This is a genomic window from Mammaliicoccus sp. N-M50, assembly GCF_022386995.1.
Taxonomy (GTDB): Bacteria; Bacillota; Bacilli; order Staphylococcales; family Staphylococcaceae; genus Mammaliicoccus; species Mammaliicoccus sciuri_A.
Window position 1 is genome coordinate 39181 of the sequence record NZ_JAJNJA010000005.1, and the last position, 20342, is coordinate 59522.

Consider the following 20342-nt stretch of genomic DNA (forward strand, 5'->3'; position numbering starts at 1 on the left):
TATTTACGTTTCATTGTGTCAATATATTGTATATAAAATGATAACATATATGTAAAGTAAGGTGTAAACTTTGAGAAAAGTCATTGTAGTAGGTTCTGGCATCGCTGCATTAGCAGCTATACAGTCATTTAATGAGCAAACTGAAATTTATTGCATTACGAAAGATAAACTAAATAAACATAACAGTTCCCTAGCTCAAGGCGGGATTTGTTGTTCTCAATATGAACATGACAATGGCCATGCGCATATTGTAGATACATATAAAGCTGGCAATGAACTTGGAGATATTGAGGTCATACAATCCATCATCCAACATAGCCACCGTTATATTGAGCAACTCATTCAAAATGGATTGAATTTTGATACGGTTACAAATCAACAAGATTTAGATTTCGCGATGGAAGGTGCGCACACTCGACCACGCATATTACATATTGGTGGAGATCAAACGGGTAAATATTTAACGCACCATTTGATGAATCAATTATCATCCAAGCATATTAAGATTTATGAAGAAACTGAAGTAATTGATTTGTTGAAAGATACAGAACATGCTGTTTGTGGTGTACGTGCACTTGATAAACATGGACAACAACTTGATATCATAGCCCATGATGTCATTTTGGCTACAGGTGGTTACAGCAATTTATTCCCTACTCATTCCAGTGCGTCTAGTTCAATAAGTTCAGGTCATGTTATCGCGCATCATCACGGCATTCCATTAAGACATATGGAAATGATTCAATTTCATCCCACTTTACTCGGTAAGCCCGGACAAACATACGGTCTAGTTTCCGAGGCAGTAAGAGGTCATGGTGGTATTTTAGTCAATAGCCTTGGGGAGCATTTTATGAAAGATAAACACCCTTTAGGCAGTCTCGCCCCTAGAGACGTGACAAGTAGAGCCATCTTTCAGCAACAACAACTTGGTCATCAATGCTTTATTAATATTGAACAGGTTGAAGCATTTTCTAATAGATTTCCAACGATTTATCAAAACGTCATTGAACACTTTCTAGATGAATATGCGCATCATCTCATTCCAATTACACCTGGTGCACACTATACAATGGGTGGCGTAAAAACAGATATTTATGGTCGAACGAACTTGAGCCACTTTTACGTTATTGGAGAAGCGAGTAATACAAATTTTCATGGTGCAAATCGTCTAGCCAGTAATTCCTTACTTGAAGCACTTGTTATGGGACATCTTTGCGGAGAAGCTATTCACCAATCTGAAATAAGATATATTCATGTTAGCGAATATGAGCAACGACCGATTCCTAAAATAAGTGATGAAGACATACAAGGTCTACGTCAACAAACTTTTAAAGTGTTAGGTATAGAGCGTAATGGTCCAGACATCTCAGCTTACTTAAATTCAATACAAGATTGTCTAAACAATGCGATGACTTTAGCTGAATGGACTCAATCAGATTGGCAGAAATATATAGAAGTAAAGACTTTAGAAATGATCTCAATATCAGCTTTAAGTCGTTCAGAATCACGCGGTGTCCACTACAGATTAGATTATCCAAATACTGAACCAACACTACAACATACTGATATCGAAATACTAATGGAGGATTCAATTCATGCTAAACAAGTTATACGTCCAAGAAAAACTCAAACAATTTTACCTTGAAGATAACCATTATGGTGATTTATCTTCAAGATTATTCGATGCCACTCAACAAGGTACATTAACACTTTTAAGTAAATCAGAAGGCATATTTTGTGGTGAAATAATCATTCAAGAAAGTTTTAAACTGATTGATGATGCTATAACGACCACTTTGTTCGTTCAAGACGGTACATTCATAGAGAAAGGTCAGAAGCTCGCTGTTATTGAAGGTAGCATTTCGACACTCCTGACGATGGAACGCATCACTTTAAATTTAATTCAAAGAATGTCCGGTATCGCTACAGCTACACATGAAATCGTCCAAAAAGTTCACCATACAAACGTCAAAATTGTAGATACGAGAAAGACAACGCCAGGATTAGGTATGTTCGAGAAACATTCAGTACTTATTGGTGGTGGCTATAATCACCGTCGAACGCTTAATGACGGATTAATGTTAAAAGATAACCATATTAGTTTCAGTTCATCGATTCGTGAACTTGTTGCTAAAGCTAAACAACATATCGGACCAATGGATAAAATCGAAATAGAAATTGAAGATGAACATAGTTTAGATGAAGCCATATTATCCAATGTGGATATCATTATGTTTGATAATTGCAAACCAGAATGGATAAAAGCACATATCGCGAAAGTGCCTGAACATATACAAACTGAAGCATCCGGTAACATCAATATTAAAAATGTTGTCGATTACGCTGAAACGGGTGTCGATTATATTTCTATAGGTTCGTTATTTTATGAGCAACATGCATTAGATATCTCTGCAAAGGTGGTTATATAAATGTTTAATCTCACAATTGAGAATACCCAATCTATTCCTGAAAAGTACATAAAAATGTCTCATCAAGAACTTGAAGACAAAATTAAATCCATTAAAGCTTCATTAGGTGATCGTTTATTTATGCCAACGCATCACTATCAAAAAAATGAAGTTGCTCAATTTGCTGATATTATGGGCGATTCTCTTGAACTTGCACGTATTTGTAAAGAGAACACAAAAGCTCAATATTTCGTCTTTAATGGTGTGCATTTTATGGCTGAAACTGCCGACATCTTGACTGACGATAATCAAGATATTTACTTACCTGATTTATCTGCAGGTTGCTCTATGGCAGATATGGCGAATATTGAACAAGCGCTTCATGGCTATGACATATTAACGAAACGTTTAGGTGATAATATTCTCCCGCTTACTTATGTGAATTCGACTGCTGCAATCAAAAAATTCGTCGGAGAAAATGGTGGTTCTTGTGTGACAAGTGGTAATGCTGACAGCGTGATTCAATGGGCTTTAGATCAAGATAAACGTATATTATTTTTACCTGATCAACATTTAGGTCGTAATACAGCTTATAAATTAGGTATTAAACTTGAGGAAATGGCCGTCTGGGATCCAATACAAAAGAAACTAGACTTCGACGGTCGTGATGAAGATATTAGAATCATCTTATGGAAGGGACATTGTTCTGTTCATGAAAAGTTCTACCCCATTCACATTGATCAAGCGCGAAAAAAAGATCCAGACGTGAATGTTATTGTACATCCAGAGTGTCAATTTGATATTGTACAAATGGCAGACTATGCAGGTTCAACTAAATATATAATCGACAAAATAAAAAATGCGCCAAAAGGTTCTCATTGGGTGATTGGTACTGAGATGAACCTCGTACAACGTTTAAAAGAGACTTATACAGATATTACAATTGAATCACTTAATCCACTTATGTGTTCATGCTTAACTATGAATAGAATTGACTTACCTCATCTCGCATGGTGCTTAGATAAAATCATTGCCGGAGATCGATCAAATATTATTAAAGTAGATAAAGAAACATCGCATTTTGCGAAACAATCATTAGAACGCATGTTAAGTATCGTATAAAAAATAACCTTTCACCTACAATATAATCGAGGTGAAAGGTTATTTAATATTAAAATGGATTTCGATTGAGCCACTGACCGCCATCCATTGTGATACAATCGCCATTGATATAAGCCGCTTCATCTGAGAATAGAAATCTTGCTAATCCTGCAATTTCTTCAGGTTGGCCCATTCTACCTACAGGAACACTATCTAATGTTTGTTGTCTGGCATCTTCAGATAACGTTAACTTCTTAGCACCACCTGTATTATCAATTGGTCCAGGTGCAATCGCATTAACCGTAATTCCGTATTTAGTTCCCCATTCAACTGCTAATGTTCTCGTCATAGCAAGTACACCTGCTTTGGCACTTGCTGAATGTATCACACCAGCACCAGCTGTCCAAGAATATGTTGCTACAATATTCAATATACGTCCTTTATGACCACTCTTAATCCATTCTTTACCTACTGCTTGCGAACAATAGAAAGTCCCATTTAACACAATATCTATAACTGAATTCCAACCGTTATAAGATAAATCTTCAGCTGCACAAATGAAATTTCCTGCTGCATTATTGACTAATCCGTCTATTTTACCAAATGTTTTAATTGTTTCATCAACAGTATACTGAACACGTTCTGGATCACGTACGTCCATATCAATACATAATACTTGTCCTTCTTCTTGTTCTATATCCTTTTTCGCTTCTTCAAGTCTTTCAAGTGAGCGTCCAGTTATGACAACTTTTGCACCATCTGCTGCAAATCTCTTTGCCATCGCTTTACCCATACCACTGCTACCACCCGTTACAATGATCACTTTATCCTTCATATATATTCTCCTCATATTTACTATATTAAAATACTTGTATTTAGTAAGCGCTTACATATAGTGTACAATAAGTTGCAATAAAGGACAATTAAACAGAAGTTATACGCTACATCAAGCTTTAAAAACATTTATTAGTATAATAAATAGACCTTTGAACTTTATAAGCTCAAAGGTCTTTCAATATATTAATATCCTGAACCAACTTCTTCTCCATTTTCATCATACTCAGTCACTTTACCGTCATCGTCTATAATATAAGAACCTGCTAAATTGCCATCTTTATCTTCAAATGAGAAGCCCCATTTACCTTCGTCAGTCTTCTCAGGTTCTTTATACGTATACTTATCTGTATCTAACAGTGAACCTTCATATGATTCTACTTTATCAATAACATTCTCACGTGTTACTTTTTCAGAACTACTGTCATCATCTGAATCAGAATCTGAACCATCATTCATAGAAGTTGATCCATTAAACATTTTCACAGTTTTTGCTATTTGTTCATCAGAAGCATCATAAAGCTTAACGACTTTCGGATTGTTTAAAATCTTTTCGGACTCTTGTTGAGAGTATTCATCATCTTCTAACCATCTTCTATCTTGGAAATGTGAAGGTACGTTATAAATAGAAATCGTACCATCTCCATTATTCTTATACACAACTTGTCCAGCAGCAGTAGGCGAACCTGCTAAAAGATACATACCTTTAGGATATTTCACAGTATTTGCTTTATTATATGGATTCAAATACTCACCCTCAAGATTATGAAATTGAAGATCTGCATTCATTTCACTTTCATCCATATTTCGATAGCTCGGTAAAGCCGTTAACCATACTTTCGCATAATATTCATCACTATTCGTATTCTCGTTAGAAGTGTTGTTGTCTTGATTGGATTCATGATTATTACCATCATTAGATTCATCTTTATTCGAGTTATTATTTTCTGAACCATTAGACTGATTATCCTGTGATTCACTCTTTTGTGCATTTTTAGATGACTTGTCATCATTTGAATCTCCACCAATACTAATCGTACAACCACTCAACAACACAACCGACATAAGTACAAGACCAGAGAACAGTTGCTTCTTCAAAAGAATCACTCCTTTATTAATTTATAATATATTCGCTAAATAATTTAAAATAAGTTATATACATGTTCTTTACTATTGTAACAAATACGTTGTAAATTGAAATGTATACAGAGATATTTCACTTAAAAGAATGTGTTCCCAAAAGCCTTTTTATTTATGATTATGCCTTCTTAAATTTATTAAATGCTGTATGTGCAATAATGATGACTGTAATCAATATTCCTACATATCCTACAAATGGATAAATGGTTGCTACTAATGAACCAAATGGCAATGTACCACCTAGTATAAAGATAATGCCTAATACAATTGTAACGATGATATCAAATCTATTATTGATATAGCGCATCACTTCATTTTTAACGAGCCAATACATTGGCGCAGTTGTTGAGAATATACCTAATACAATACAAATTGCGAAGAAGAGCGCAACGATTGCATGGATTGTACCACCTATATACAATACTGGCACTTCTAATTTAATGACATCATTATAATAAACGAGCATCGCAACAACCATCATAATAACCGTTAACATTAAACCAGATCCTCCACAAATTGCTGCAGCCACCGCTTCTTTTTTACTATTTGCTTCACTACCTAATTGTGTGAAAAATACTGTACCTGCTAGCATGTTATAACAGAAGAAGAGTATTGCCGATTGCCAAAAATGACTAGTCGGTTGTAAGTCTTTAGCTGCTTGAGGTAAATGATCAAATGATGGTATGTTTCCAACTTGTGTAATAAACACATATCCACATATAAAGACAGTTAATACAACGATGACAGGACCGATTAAACCAATAATATCTATCAATTTATTTAAACCTAGAATAACTGTAATCATTGCTAGTATACCCATTCCTAAAAATCCTACTGAAGAAGGTAATTTAAAGTGTTCAGACACAACTGCCCCTGTACCAGAAATCATAATCACCACAATACTAAATATGAATAATAAAGCGAAATACTCTATAATTCTTCCGAAAAAGTTACCACAATAAACTTTAAAAATATCGCCAGGCTGACTTAATTTCAACTCGTGACCTTTAACCATAATCATTGAACCTAATAAGCAAAATAGTACTGCAGAAATCAATGCACCAACTATCCCTACTGGTCCATATGACGCAAAAAATTGCATAACTTCCTGACCTGTTGCAAACCCAGAACCAATTAAATAAGCTATATATGCACCACTTAATTTAATAACATTTTTCCAACTGAATTCCATCTATATCACTCCTTACCATCCTTGGCCTTCGACCTTGTAATTGTTAAGTTGTCCTCGTTCTAATTCTTCAATTGTTTCTTCTAATATATTTAATGCTGTATTTAATTCTTCATCCGTAATCACTAATGGTGGTTGGAATCTGAGCACACTACCTGCTATAGCGATAATGACTACACCACGGTCAAAGCATCTATTACAAATTTTTAATGCGGCTTCAGAATCCTTTGTCTTGGATGATTTATCAGAAACAATATCAATTCCAATTGATAACCCTTTGCCACGTACATCTCCTACACAATCAAATCTTGTTGCCCATTCTTTCATGCGCTTCTTGGCAATTTCACCTTTTCTTTCAGTTTCTTGAATTAATTGCTCTTCTTCTAAAATTTCAATCGTGGCAAGTGCCGCCTCACAACAAACTGGATTAGCGCCAGTTGTAAATAAGTGAGCTGGCGCATCTAGTGCTTCCATAATCTCTTTTCGACCTACAATGGCTGACATCGGCATACCACCTGCAATTGATTTACCATAAGCAATAAGATCCGCTTCAATATTAAAATGTTCAATTGAACTAAACTTACCGGTGCGACCAAATCCTTGTTGAATATCATCTAAAGCAATTAAAATACCATGTTCTTTACACAAATCAGACAATGCTTCAAAATATCCTGGCACCGGCTCTAACAAACCGCCATCCCCTTGAAATGTTTCAATCATAATACAAGCTACTTCTTCTGGAGGCACATATTTTTCAAACATTTCTTTCAACGGTGCAAGATATCCTTCAACAGTCTTCGGTTCATTTTCTTTGTACATACCACGGTAATTATCCGGATAAGGAATATGATAGAACCCTGGTAATAATGGACCAATTTTACGTCTCATATTCAAAGAAATAGTTGAAGCTGTAATCGAACCATATGTAGATCCATGATATGCATTTTCAAAACTAATAATATATGGACGTCCCGTATAGCCTCTCGCAAATTTAATCATTCCATCACAAGCATCAGAACCAGTTAATCCAAACAGAACTTGTTTCTCAAAATTACCTGGAGATAATTTACATAGCTTTTCAGATAACTTTGTAAGTGGTTCATGGTGCATATACGCTGGTGTGTAATGAACCATTTTAGAAGCCTGTCTTTGAATAGCTTCAACTACTTTTTTAGGCGTATGTCCTACATTTTGTGAACTAGCACTCGATAATAAATCAATATATTTCTTTCCTTCTACATCAATCAAAGTTGAGCCATGAGCTTCTTCAATGACTAATGGATAATAAGGAATACGCCCAGCTTTAGCAAAATATTGTTTATCCCTATTCATAACATCTTGTACTTTTCCCACAAAAATTCCCCTTTCCTTAAATAAAAATTCTTATTATTTAAGCATATTACCAATTAGAAACATCAAAGTAAATAAACATTTCGGAATTTTCTGACTTTTGTGTTAAAAAAAGGAGTAAATATACAATTTCAGCCATTTTAACATTACTTTTTCTTTTGAATAGTTATGTTTCCAAACTGTTTAAATACCTTCACATTCCCTAAGTGACGGGTTTTTGTGCATATTTGTACGTTGTTTTTTATCTAATTAACAGTTATGTATGATTTTTGGCTTTATAGGGAATTTTTAACATAAATGGGTTAAGTTTATTTATACTTAATGTATCTTAAAAGGAAAGAGGTTTTGCAAATGGATATCGCTGGTGTTATTACAAGCATTATTGATTTAATCAAGACTTGCATTCAAACTTTCGGTTAATTTTCAGTTTTATTGCATTAAAAAGGCAGAGGAAATATTCAATCTTTTGATTGTTTCCTCTGCTTTTTTAAATATATAGTTGTAAAATACAAATGATTTTAGTTTAATGTTTTAATTTGAAAAGGTATTATTGATATAACTATATTCTTTCAATAGAATAAATGAAACACTCATTCTTAGTCCTAATTCTGGGAGGATTCTTATGAAAAAATTAATCATCGCCATCGTGATAGTAATCATCGCTGTTGGTTCAGGCGTATTCTTTTATGCATCTAAAGATAAGAAAATAAACGAAACAATTGATGCCATTGAAGATAAAAACGTTAAGCAAGTCTTCAAAAATAGTACTTACCAATCTAAAAACGATAATGGTGAAGTAGAAATGACAGACCGTCCTATTAAGATTTATGACAGTCTCGGCGTCAAAGATATCAACATTAAAGATCGTGATATCAAAAAGGTTTCAAAAGACAAAAAGCAAGTCACAGCAAAATATGAACTTCAAACGAATTACGGCAAAATTAATCGCGACGTTAAATTAAACTTTATTAAAGAAGATAAAGATTGGAAATTGGATTGGAATCAAAGTGTCATTATTCCAGGCATGAAGAAAAATCAATCTATCAATATTGAACCATTGAAATCAGAACGAGGTAAGATTTTAGACCGAAACAATGTAGAGTTAGCCACTACAGGAACAGCACATGAAGTTGGCATTGTTCCTAATAATGTTTCGTCAAATGATTATAAAGCAATCGCTGAAAAATTAGACCTTTCAGAATCGTACATTAAACAACAAACAGAACAGGACTGGGTTAAAGATGATACATTCGTCCCTCTTAAGACTGTTCAAAATATGAATCAAGATACAAAGAATTTTGTTGAGAAGTATCATCTCACAACACAAGAAACAGAAAGTCGACAGTATCCGCTTGAAGAAGCAACAACGCACTTGCTTGGTTATGTTGGCCCTATTAACTCAGAAGAATTAAAGCAAAAAGCATTTAAAGGTTATAAAAAAGATGCCATCGTCGGTAAAAAAGGGATCGAAAAACTTTACGATAAAGAACTTCAAAATAAAGACGGGTATCGTGTCACAATTATTGATGATAATAATAAAGTGATAGATACATTGATTAAGAAAAAGAAAAAAGATGGCAAAGATATTAAATTAACCATTGATGCCAGAGTTCAAAAAAGTATTTATAACAACATGAAAGATGACTACGGTTCAGGGACTGCTATTCATCCACAAACAGGCGAATTGTTAGCACTTGTCAGCACGCCATCTTATGATGTTTATCCATTTATGAACGGTATGAGCGATGAAGATTATAAGAAATTAACAGAAGATGATAAAGAGCCACTTCTTAATAAGTTCCAAATCACGACATCACCAGGTTCTACTCAAAAAATATTAACAGCTATGATTGGCTTAAATAATAAGACGTTAGACGACAAAACAAGTTATAAAATTAACGGAAAAGGCTGGCAAAAAGATAAATCTTGGGGTGATTACAACGTCACAAGATATGAGGTTGTTAATGGCGATATCGACTTAAAACAAGCTATTGAATCATCCGATAATATCTTCTTTGCGAGAGTTGCACTTGAATTAGGAAGTAAAAAATTCGAAGAAGGTATGAAACGTCTAGGTGTTGGTGAAGATATCCCGAGTGATTATCCATTCTATAATGCACAAATTTCAAATAAGAACTTAGATAATGAAATATTGTTAGCTGACTCAGGTTATGGACAAGGTGAAATATTGATTAATCCAGTTCAAATTCTTTCAATATACAGTGCATTAGAGAATAAAGGTAATGTAAATGCACCACATGTACTCAAAGATACGAAAAATAAAGTCTGGAAAAAGAACATCATTTCCCAGGAAAATATTAAATTGTTAACAGACGGTATGCAACAAGTTGTCAACAAAACACATAGAGAAGATATTTATAGATCATATGCCAACTTAGTTGGTAAATCAGGTACAGCTGAACTCAAGATGAAACAAGGTGAGACAGGACAACAAATAGGCTGGTTCATTTCATATGATAAAGATAATCCAAATATGATGATGGCTATTAATGTGAAAGATGTACAAGATAAAGGTATGGCAAGTTACAATGCCAAAATATCAGGAAAAGTGTATGACGATTTATATGATAACGGCAAGAAAACGTATCGTATTGATAAATAAACAAACAGAGCAGCATCCGTAATTGGATGCTGCTCTGTTTGTTATATCTTTAAAATATATTCATAAGAATTCTTGATATATATAGTAATGCAAGAATTAAACTACATATAAATACCATGCTCATATATTTTTTCTTTTTAGGCTTTGCTGCTTCTATTTCGTCTTTATTCTCTAGATATTCTAGCAATTCTTTCTCTATTTCCTCATTAATATCTTTGTCATGATTTTCACTCACAACTATCCCTCCACGACTACATGTTCATCTTTAAATTTATATTATTACAATTTCTGTAAAAGGACAATCTTTACTTTTGTTATTTATAAGTTATCAACATTAGTATCTTTTTTCAATTTGTGAGCACCTTCTTTGATTAATCGCGCGCGATAGTTTAATATATAATCAATCGCACACGATAGAAAGGAGTATTTTATGGATCACAATATGAAGCTAGCCAATCAAGTATGTTTCTCAGCATATAATGTAAGTCGATTATTTGCTCAATTTTATGAAAAAGAACTTAAGTCATTTGGTTTAACTTACTCACAATATTTAGTCTTACTTTCATTATGGGAAGAAAATCCTCAAACATTACATTCGATTGGTCAGAAATTGGACCTTTCAAGCAACACGCTTACCCCACTTCTTAAAAGATTAGAACAATCAGGATGGGTTACTCGACAAAAATCAGACCAAGACAAAAGACAATTAATTGTTTCATTAACTCAAAAAGGAAAAGAACAAAAACAACCTATTTATGATGCCATCTCTAAATGTGTATCAGAAGAGATGGATTTAGAATTATACAAACAAACGAAAGACATTATGGATCAATTAGAAACAACTTTAAGAAAGCAATTAAATAAATAATATATAAAGGATGATAAACTATGAAAAAATTTGATGTTGTATTTATAGGTAGTGGCCACGCTGCATGGCATGCTGCGTTAACGTTAAAACATTCTGGCAAATCTGTAGCTATTATAGAAAAAGACACGATAGCTGGCACTTGTACGAATTACGGTTGTAATGCCAAAATCTTACTTGAAGGACCTTATGAAGTGTTAGAAGAAGCTAGTCACTATCCTCAAATTATTGAATCTGATCAATTACATGTAAACTGGAAGAACTTGATGCAATATAAGAAAGCTGTCATTAATCCCCTTTCCAATACACTTAAATCTATGTTTGAACAACAAGGTATTGAAGTAATCATGGGTGCAGGTAAATTAGTAGATGCTCATACAATTGATGTTGAAGGTACACCTATTCAAGCAGAGAACATCGTTATTGCAACTGGACAACATAGTAATAAACTTGATATAGAAGGTAGTGCATTAACACATGATAGTCGTGACTTCTTATCTTTAGATAAAATGCCAAATAGCATCACATTTATTGGTGCCGGTATTATTAGTATCGAATTCGCTTCAATCGCAATTAAATCAGGTGCTGAAGTTCACGTCATCCACCATACAAACAAACCATTAGAAGGCTTTAATGAAAAGCACATCACAAAATTAATTCATAAATTAGAATCAGAAGGCGTACAATTCCATTTCAATGAAAATGTTCAATCAGTCCAACAAGCTGGTAACAGTTACAACGTTACAACAGAATCAGGACTTAGCATCAACACTGAATATGTACTAGACGCAACAGGTCGTAAACCAAATGTACAAAATATCGGATTAGACGAATTAGGCATTGAATATAGTGAAAAAGGTATTCAAGTCGATGATCATTTAAGAACAAACATACACAACATATATGCAAGTGGTGATGTATTAGATAAAACAATTCCTAAATTAACACCAACAGCAACATTTGAATCTAACTACATCGCGTCTCACATATTAGGCATCAATCCAAATCCAATTCAATATCCAGCAATACCATCAGTACTATACTCATTACCAAGACTTTCACAAATCGGTGTTACTGTTAAAGAAGCAGAAGATAACGAAGCATATACAATAAAAGACATACCGTTCGGTAAACAAATGGTATTTGAATATAAAAATGAAACAGAAGCAGAAATGACAATTATATTAAACGCAGACAAACAACTCGTAGGCGCAGAAATCTACGCAGACGACGCAGCAAACTTAATCAACCTACTCACATTTTTCGTTAACCAAAAACTAACATCCAAAGAACTCAATCAACTCATCTTTGCATTCCCAGGCTCATCAAGCGGCGTGCTAGATTTATTAAAAGTAGCAATGATGTAATATTAAAAAACAGAGGTAAGACTACCGTCACTAATACGGAAGACTTACCTCTGTTTTTGTTTTGGAAAATCACTTCACTTTTTTGGATAAAATGACATTTATTCGTATATAAAGCGCTTACACAAATTGCTAAGATTTTTATATACAAAACTACACGGGGTGATTACATGCAATTTTTTGAAATTAACAAAATTCCTAACAAAGGAATTCCACTTTCAACTCAAAGAAAGTTATGGCTTCGACACTTTATGAAAGCTTTCTTTGTAGTATTCTTTACATATATGGCAATGTATTTAATTAGAAATAACTTTAAAGCTGCTCAGCCATTACTAAAAGAAGAAGTCGGTCTGACTACTTTAGAATTAGGATATATCGGGTTAGCGTTTAGTATTACATATGGTCTTGGTAAATCATTACTCGGCTACTTTATAGATGGTAAGAACACTAAGAAAGTTATTTCATTCTTACTTGTTTTAGCAGCACTTGCTGTTTTAATAATGGGCTTTACGCTTAGTTACTTTGGTTCTATTTTAGGACTATTCATTGTTTTATGGGGATTAAACGGTGTGTTCCAATCAGTTGGTGGTCCAGCTAGTTATTCGACAATCTCAAGATGGGCACCACGTTCGAAAAGAGGACGTTACCTTGGATTTTGGAATACTTCACATAATATCGGTGGTGCAATAGCCGGTGGACTTGCTTTATGGGGTGCACATACATTCTTTAATGGTAGTGTTGTTGGTATGTTCATCTTCCCTTCAGTCATTGCTTTAATTATAGGTATTGCTGGTTTATTCATTGGTAAAGACGATCCTGAAGAATTAGGTTGGAATCGTGCTGAAGAAATATGGGAAGAACCAATTGAGCAAGAAAATATTGATTCAGTTCATATGTCAAAATGGGAAATTTTCAAAACTTACATATTAAAAAATCCTGTTATTTGGATTTTATGTATTTCAAACGTATTTGTTTATATAGTACGTATAGGTATAGATAACTGGGCACCTTTATACGTATCTGAGCATTTAGGATTCGGTCAAGCTGATGCTATCAATACCATATTCTACTTTGAGATAGGTGCACTTGTTGCGAGTTTATTATGGGGATATGTTTCCGATTTACTAAAAGGACGTCGTGCTGTCGTAGCAGTTGGTTGTATGTTTATCATTACATTTGTAGTTATACTTTATACAAATGCTACAAGTGTTGCTATGGTTAATATCGCTTTATTTGCATTAGGTGCATTAATCTTTGGACCTCAACTATTGATTGGTGTTTCATTAACAGGATTTGTACCAAAACGAGCAATCAGTGTTGCTAACGGTATGACAGGATCATTCGCTTATTTATTCGGTGATTCAATGGCCAAAGTAGGACTAGCTGCTATTGCAGACCCTAAATCAAAAGGATTAAATGTATTTGGATACACACTTAGCGGTTGGACAGATGTCTTTATCGTCTTCTACTTCGCTTTATTCATTGGTATCATTTTATTATGTATCGTTGCATATTATGAAGAAAAGAAAATACGCTCATTAAATATTTAATATAAAAAAGGAATGGATTTTAACCCATTCCTTTTTATTTTTTCATATAATCACTTGGTGATACTTCTAAATATTTTTTGAATTGATAACTAAACACTTTATATTCTGAAAATCCTACCATGTCAGCTACTTCATAATGTTTATAATGGTGTTCTAGTAGATGAAGGGATTTAAATACTCTATATCTATTTAAGTAATCTAATATTGTAATACCTACTTCTTGTTTAAAAATCCTCATAAGATAGCTTTCACTTGCGTCAAATTGACTAAGCATTTCTTTCACTGATTGTTTATCATGATAATGTTTACGGATATATTGAATGATTTTATTTACATAATAGTCATCATAATCAACCTCTTTTAAAGGTTTAAACACTTCTATATCTACTTTTTCTTCTTGATCATCATACTTTTCATAAATCTTATTGAGTATTTGTTTTAATTCTTGTTGGTTAATAGGTTTAAGTAAATAATCTGTTACTTTATGTTGAATGCCTGCTTTCATATATTCGTAATCGTCATAACTAGATAAAATAATTTTCTCACAAGAAATATCTTTAATGTTCTCTAGTAATTGTATACCATTCATCTTAGGCATTCTAATATCAATAATCACAAGTAGTGGATGATTGAGATGTATTAATTCCAGTGCCTCTTCTCCGTCTTTTGCTAACAATACTTCATTGAAATTATAATCAGACCATTGTATAGAAGACTTCAAACCTTCTCTTATAATTCTCTCATCATCACAAATAATAACTGTATGCATTATACTCACCTACCTCTAGGAATTCTTAGAGCAATCATTGTGCCTTTATTTTCAATTGAATAAATTTTTATTTTTGATTTTAAACCATACTTCAAGATTAATTTATGATTTAAATGGTTTAATCCTAAATGTGTTGTTTCATAAACAGAAAGATTTAAATTTTCTCGCGTTAATCTTAGTTGTTCTTTTGACATGCCATCCCCATCATCTTTAACAATAATAAGAAGATGATGCGCGTTTTCTCTTATTCGAATATTAATTGTTAAATCATGTTCACGTTCATTATGTTTGATCGCATTTTCTATAAATGGAAATATACACATTTTATCGATTTTCATTTCTTTAATATCAGAAGGTACATCGATTAATAATTTTATTTTGTCGTCAAATCTTACATTTTGAATAGAGATATATTTCTTTATATATAGGAGTTCATCTTTAACAAGTACATTATCAGACTTAACTCTTAATGAATATCTCAGCATTTCTGATAATTGTTGCAAAATTTCTTCCGCCTTGTTCGGAGAAGTACTTACAAGATATTGTATCGTTTGCATTGTATTGAATAAAAAATGCGGGTGAAATTGTCTTTCTATTTCTTTAAGTTGAATTTCTCTCAATGATTTTTCTGTATCTTCAATTGAATAAATTAATGCTTCATTGGATTCAAACAAATCATAAACATACTTATTAATTTCTTCTAGTTCACTCGTACGAGACAAAGGTTCATATGTACCTAGTTTTCTTTCTTTTGCGTATTTAATTCGCTTAATAATTGATTCTATATCTCGCGTTTGAACTTGAGAAATTTTACTAGAAGAAATGTAACCAAATATAGTTAAAATGACGAATGTTAACAACATAATTGATAATAATTTAAAACCGTCATTCAATATTTCATGTATATCTTTTAATAAAACAATGTGTGCATTTAACTCAGGTAGATATTCACTTTTATAAACATAGCCAAATTTAGATAATGTGACTTTATAGTTTGACGGGATCTTTTCATAATTTGAATACAAGACATTATCATAACTATCTACTAATAATAAATGTTGATTATTTTTATAATGCAATTGATTCAAATAAGGTTGTTCTTCTATGTATATCGAAAGTTTATAATAACCATTGTTAAACTTTATATTTTGACTTTTTATGCGAAGTAAATTCGATAAATTTTTGTCTTCATAATTATTCGTCATTTTTATATCATGATTTTCTAATATATAAATCATGGTAGCATCTTTTATGTGAATCGAGTCATTAATGAGACGACGTATTTCTGTTTTATCATGATCATTCTTAGGATTTAAAGATTCAAATTTGTGTTTATCATTCTTAATGGCTTTTGTAACTTTTTGATTTAATGACGTGACAATATCTTTACTTTCAACTATATTATGCTTCAAACTATTTATTTCAATCATTCTGTATACGCCTAAAAATGTTGCAAATCCTATTAATATAATTAAAAATGCCGGTAGTATAGTAGTGATAAATAAAGATTTTCTAATCATACGTTGATAAGGTTTAGTTGGTATCATTGAATCAACTCCAAAAATTGCTTTCTTGATAAGTGACTAATGTCCTCATCTTTAATAACAGGTATTTCCCTGAACTTTGCTGCAACTTGCTTATTTTGATTAAAAACATCTTTTCTACCAGACTGAATTTTATACTCATCTGCTATTTTTTGTTGAACTTTTTTACTTTGTAAATAATTAATCAGTTTTTTACTTTTCGGATTAATATTTTCTTTTTTTACAAGTGCGATGCCGTCATGATTCAACATTGTACCTTCACTTGGATAAATCATTTTCAAAGGATAACCTTTATTAATATAAGCTTTAGCATCCGATTCATAACTTAAACCAGCATAATATTTACCTTTTGCTACTTCTTGAATAACTTTAGAAGATTTATCAACTTTATTTGCAGAAGCCATAAAATCTTTTACGTCATCAACATCATGGTTGATACTTTCAATAGCTTTCATATGCTGATATCCCGTCGTTGTTTCTAGAGGATTAGAATAGACCACTTTACCTTTCAATTCATTTGCATGTAAGTCTTTATAACCTCTAACTTTAATATTTCCTATTAAGTCTTCGTTCACAACAATCGTAGTTGGCATTAATATGAAATCTGATACATACGGAACTTTTTGTTTTGCATATTTCATATACTTCTGATTTTTCGATTCGTATACTTCAAAATCATCTGGATGTTCAATCATTTCTGACAAAACACCACCAACCACAATATCCCCTAGTTCATCTTCATCTGATTGATGTATTTCCCTTAATAATACTTGTGTTGAACCCTGCTTAAGTTCAACTTTAACATTTTCAGTTTGTTCAAAGTCATTTAATAAAGAACGTATTAATTCTCTAGGATACGGAGAATAAACAGTTATCGTTTCTTGATGATTGTTTAATTTCCCACAGCCAGAAACAATCAATAATAAGCAAACTAAAACAAAAAATTTTTTCATACTTTTTCTCCCGTTTATTGTTTTTCATTTACTACTCTTGAAATTATTTTATCATTTGGAATAAATTATCAATATGTTTTTTTACATATTACAAACAAAAAACACTAGGTTATTCTATTTGAACAACCTAGTGTATAAAAGATTATATTTTTATAGTCTCTCCTACTCAGACAAATGCACCATTTTATCTGCGCTGTCTGTAAATATGCCATCAACGCCCCAGTTTGCTAATTGGTTTGCGCGTGCTGGTTTGTTTACGGTCCAAACGTTTAATTCATAACCCGCTTCTTTGACCATTCTTACTTTTGCTTTTGTGAGTTTGGCATCTTCTGTATTCACTATTTTCGCATTGCAATAGTCTAACAATGTTCTCCAGTCTTCTTTGAATCCTGTCGTATGGAAGATGACGGCTCTTTTATATTCTGGCATGATTTCTTCTGCTAGTTTAACGAGTACAACGTTAAAACTTGATATGAGTACTTCTTGATTTTGATTTAAGTTTGCTAGTTTTTCTTTAACTTGTTTTACCATACTTTTAGATAGGGCCAGTCCATTCGGTCCAGTGACGCCTTTTAATTCTACGTTTAAGTTCATATTATATTCATTCGCTATTTCTATAACATCATCGAATGTTGGTAAGTGTTCATCCTTAAATTTCTCACCATACCATGATCCTGCTGATGCTTCTTTTAATTCTTCATAGTTTAATGCTGTTATTTCCCCGGACATACTTGTTGTACGGTCTAAATAGTCATCATGTATGATGATTAATTGTTCATCTTTTGTAATACCTACATCTAATTCTAGCCAATTTACACCTTCTATTTCTGAAGCCGCTTTAAAAGATGCTATTGTATTTTCTGGAGCTTTACTAGGTAATCCTCTATGTCCATATATTGTTAACATATTACCTCTCCTTGCGTTTTTTATTTTTAATTTGTTAATTTTTTGATTCTTAGGGTATATATTTACAACAAACATCCGTAGAATCAGCATAACTGTATTATCACATTAATGGTCTGTTTATTGCCAACAAAATGTGTAACTTATTTTTAGGAGGGTATGGTTATGGCTAGTGAAACAATTACAATACATACGAAACAGGATATTATCGATTATGTGAACGAACGGAAGACGACAAAGCGTACGTCACTATTATTGATTATCGTATTAGGTACAATATTTTTAGATGCTTATGATTTAACAATATTAGGTACAGCGACTGATCAACTTACGCAAGAATTCAAACTTTCTCCAACTTACTTATCATTTATTATGACAGCAATGCCATTCGGTGCATTATTTGGTGCTGCGATTGGTGGATTTTACGCCGATAAATTAGGTCGTAAATTGATTCTATCTGTCTCACTTATCTCTTTAATCATCGGGGCGATTGGTGCCGCGTTATCACCTGCACCAGCTATTTTATTATGTTTCAGATTATTAATGGGCTTTGCGATTGGCATGGATAGCCCAGTTGCTTTTACATTTATAGCAGAAATCAGTAATAAAAAAGATAAGGGCCGTAACGTCAACTATTGGCAAGTTGTTTGGTATATCGCCGTTGTATCTTCGGCTCTTATCGTTATTTTATTATATTCTCTTGGAACTGGCGCTTGGTTATGGCGTTATTCTGTAGCTCTCGGTGCATTGTTCGCAACGATTATACTCGTATTAAGATTATTTTATTTAAGCGAAAGTCCATCATGGTCAATGAAAAATAAAACCTTAACAGAAGCGAGTAAAGAACTCGAGAAGAACTACAACATCAATGTGAATATCGAGCCCAATAAAGGTGAAAATGAATCATTTAGTAAAACAGAAGTTAAAAATCCTTTACGTACGTTATTTAATAAACGCTATCGAAAAAGAACAATATTAGCGACTTCCATTGCAACATTACAAGGTATGCAGTACTACGCAATCGGGCTGTATATTCCTTTAATCGCAATTTATATTATCGGAGAAAATAAAATCGAATCTCTATCAGGTACTGCACTCATTAATATCGCGGGTATCATTGGTGGTTTAACTGGTGCATTACTCACAACAAAATACGGCGCACGTAAGTTAACAATTGCTGGGTTTAGTATTGTCGGTACAGCCATGATTATTATAGGTTTATTTTATGGACAAACCTATACATGGTTAATCGCGTTAATGGTCGCATTCTTCCTATTTGGACATTCAGGTGGACCAGGAACTCAAGGGAAAGCAATTGCCGCCCTATCATACCCTACAATCCTACGAGGTAAAGGAACAGGCTTTGTAGAATCCGTAAGTAGATTTGGTAGTATGTTTGGTACATTTATTTTCCCAATTATATTAGCTAATTTAGGATTGAATAAGACAATGCTGCTATTAGCATTAGTACCTATAGTTGGACTTATCATTACAACTTATATTAAGTGGGAACCAGTCGGTAAAGATGTCGAATACGAAGATCAATATATAGAAAAAGTTTAATACAAAAAGCAAAAGCCTAGGACGTCTTGTCCTAGGCTTTGTTACTTATAAAGTTCAATTTTCGCTATCTTGTGAGTTTACTGCACCTTTAACTCACATCTTTTGCGATCTCGTGAGTTTATTACACCTTTAACTCACATCTTTTACGATCTTGTGAGTTTATTACCTCTTTAACTCACATCTTTT

17 protein-coding genes are annotated in these 20342 nt (G+C 32.9%); 8 read left to right on the forward strand and 9 right to left on the reverse strand.

Features of this window, described 5'->3' with window-relative positions; all coding sequences use genetic code 11:
• Positions 1–70: 70 nt before the first annotated feature.
• Genes LQ622_RS09045 through nadA form a run of 3 tightly spaced genes read left to right on the forward strand, consistent with a single transcriptional unit; the run spans position 71 to position 3530 of the window.
• Positions 71–1645, forward strand: a complete 1575-nt coding sequence (locus LQ622_RS09045) for an L-aspartate oxidase (protein WP_239774979.1) — start codon at positions 71–73, stop codon at positions 1643–1645.
• Complete coding sequence (nadC, locus tag LQ622_RS09050) at positions 1596–2429, forward strand: carboxylating nicotinate-nucleotide diphosphorylase (protein ID WP_239774981.1); 834 nt, start codon at positions 1596–1598, stop codon at positions 2427–2429. Before LQ622_RS09045 ends, nadC begins: the two co-directional genes overlap by 50 nt.
• Entirely contained in the window at positions 2430–3530 is a 1101-nt protein-coding gene (gene nadA / locus LQ622_RS09055; RefSeq protein ID WP_239774983.1) for a quinolinate synthase NadA, read from the forward strand.
• 49 nt (positions 3531–3579) lie between these two features.
• Here nadA and fadH read toward each other — a convergent pair whose 3' ends face one another.
• The 4 genes from fadH to LQ622_RS09075 all read right to left on the reverse strand — a co-directional run bounded on the left by fadH (position 3580) and on the right by LQ622_RS09075 (position 8025).
• The gene (gene fadH / locus LQ622_RS09060; RefSeq protein WP_159316064.1) at positions 3580–4344 is read right to left on the reverse strand and encodes a 2,4-dienoyl-CoA reductase; all 765 of its coding nucleotides are present in this window, start codon (positions 4342–4344) and stop codon (positions 3580–3582) included.
• A 185-nt stretch (positions 4345–4529) separates the two neighbouring features.
• Positions 4530–5408, reverse strand: a complete 879-nt coding sequence (locus LQ622_RS09065) for a hypothetical protein (protein WP_185805773.1) — start codon at positions 5406–5408, stop codon at positions 4530–4532.
• 193 nt (positions 5409–5601) lie between these two features.
• Positions 5602–6675 carry a YkvI family membrane protein gene (locus tag LQ622_RS09070; protein WP_126476572.1) on the reverse strand — a complete coding sequence of 358 codons (1074 nt, stop codon included), beginning with the start codon at positions 6673–6675 and terminating at the stop codon, positions 5602–5604.
• Positions 6676–6687: 12 nt separating this feature from the next.
• Entirely contained in the window at positions 6688–8025 is a 1338-nt protein-coding gene (locus LQ622_RS09075; RefSeq protein ID WP_037589175.1) for an aspartate aminotransferase family protein, read from the reverse strand.
• A gap of 619 nt (positions 8026–8644) precedes the next feature.
• Between LQ622_RS09075 and mecA1 the strand changes: the two genes are divergently transcribed.
• The gene (gene mecA1, locus LQ622_RS09080) at positions 8645–10645 is read left to right on the forward strand and encodes a PBP2a family beta-lactam-resistant peptidoglycan transpeptidase MecA1 (protein ID WP_126476573.1); all 2001 of its coding nucleotides are present in this window, start codon (positions 8645–8647) and stop codon (positions 10643–10645) included.
• 49 nt (positions 10646–10694) lie between these two features.
• Here the strand turns inward: mecA1 and LQ622_RS09085 are convergent, their stop codons facing one another.
• Complete coding sequence (locus LQ622_RS09085) at positions 10695–10880, reverse strand: hypothetical protein (protein ID WP_037589173.1); 186 nt, start codon at positions 10878–10880, stop codon at positions 10695–10697.
• A gap of 195 nt (positions 10881–11075) precedes the next feature.
• On the opposite strand from LQ622_RS09085, the gene LQ622_RS09090 reads away from it, so the two are divergent.
• The 3 genes from LQ622_RS09090 to uhpT all read left to right on the forward strand — a co-directional run bounded on the left by LQ622_RS09090 (position 11076) and on the right by uhpT (position 14424).
• A complete protein-coding gene (locus LQ622_RS09090; protein ID WP_037589172.1) occupies positions 11076–11513 on the forward strand; it encodes a MarR family transcriptional regulator in 438 nt (145 codons plus the stop codon).
• A 20-nt stretch (positions 11514–11533) separates the two neighbouring features.
• Entirely contained in the window at positions 11534–12877 is a 1344-nt protein-coding gene (locus tag LQ622_RS09095) for a dihydrolipoyl dehydrogenase family protein (RefSeq protein WP_239774985.1), read from the forward strand.
• A 167-nt stretch (positions 12878–13044) separates the two neighbouring features.
• Positions 13045–14424, forward strand: a complete 1380-nt coding sequence (uhpT, locus tag LQ622_RS09100) for a hexose-6-phosphate:phosphate antiporter (protein WP_159316073.1) — start codon at positions 13045–13047, stop codon at positions 14422–14424.
• 34 nt (positions 14425–14458) lie between these two features.
• Here the strand turns inward: uhpT and LQ622_RS09105 are convergent, their stop codons facing one another.
• From LQ622_RS09105 to LQ622_RS09120, 4 genes are all read right to left on the reverse strand, one after another.
• Positions 14459–15193: a response regulator transcription factor gene (locus LQ622_RS09105; RefSeq protein ID WP_037589169.1), complete on the reverse strand. Its 735-nt coding sequence runs from the start codon at positions 15191–15193 to the stop codon at positions 14459–14461.
• A gap of 5 nt (positions 15194–15198) precedes the next feature.
• Positions 15199–16740, reverse strand: a complete 1542-nt coding sequence (locus LQ622_RS09110) for a sensor histidine kinase (protein ID WP_239774987.1) — start codon at positions 16738–16740, stop codon at positions 15199–15201.
• Positions 16737–17690 (reverse strand): extracellular solute-binding protein, encoded by a 954-nt coding sequence (locus LQ622_RS09115; RefSeq protein WP_239774989.1) that lies wholly within the window; start codon positions 17688–17690, stop codon positions 16737–16739. The genes LQ622_RS09110 and LQ622_RS09115 overlap by 4 nt, the downstream gene beginning before the upstream one ends.
• Positions 17691–17852: 162 nt before the next feature.
• Complete coding sequence (locus LQ622_RS09120) at positions 17853–18596, reverse strand: glycerophosphoryl diester phosphodiesterase (RefSeq protein ID WP_126476579.1); 744 nt, start codon at positions 18594–18596, stop codon at positions 17853–17855.
• A 162-nt stretch (positions 18597–18758) separates the two neighbouring features.
• On the opposite strand from LQ622_RS09120, the gene LQ622_RS09125 reads away from it, so the two are divergent.
• Complete coding sequence (locus LQ622_RS09125) at positions 18759–20156, forward strand: MFS transporter (RefSeq protein ID WP_126476580.1); 1398 nt, start codon at positions 18759–18761, stop codon at positions 20154–20156.
• Positions 20157–20342 lie beyond the last annotated feature (186 nt).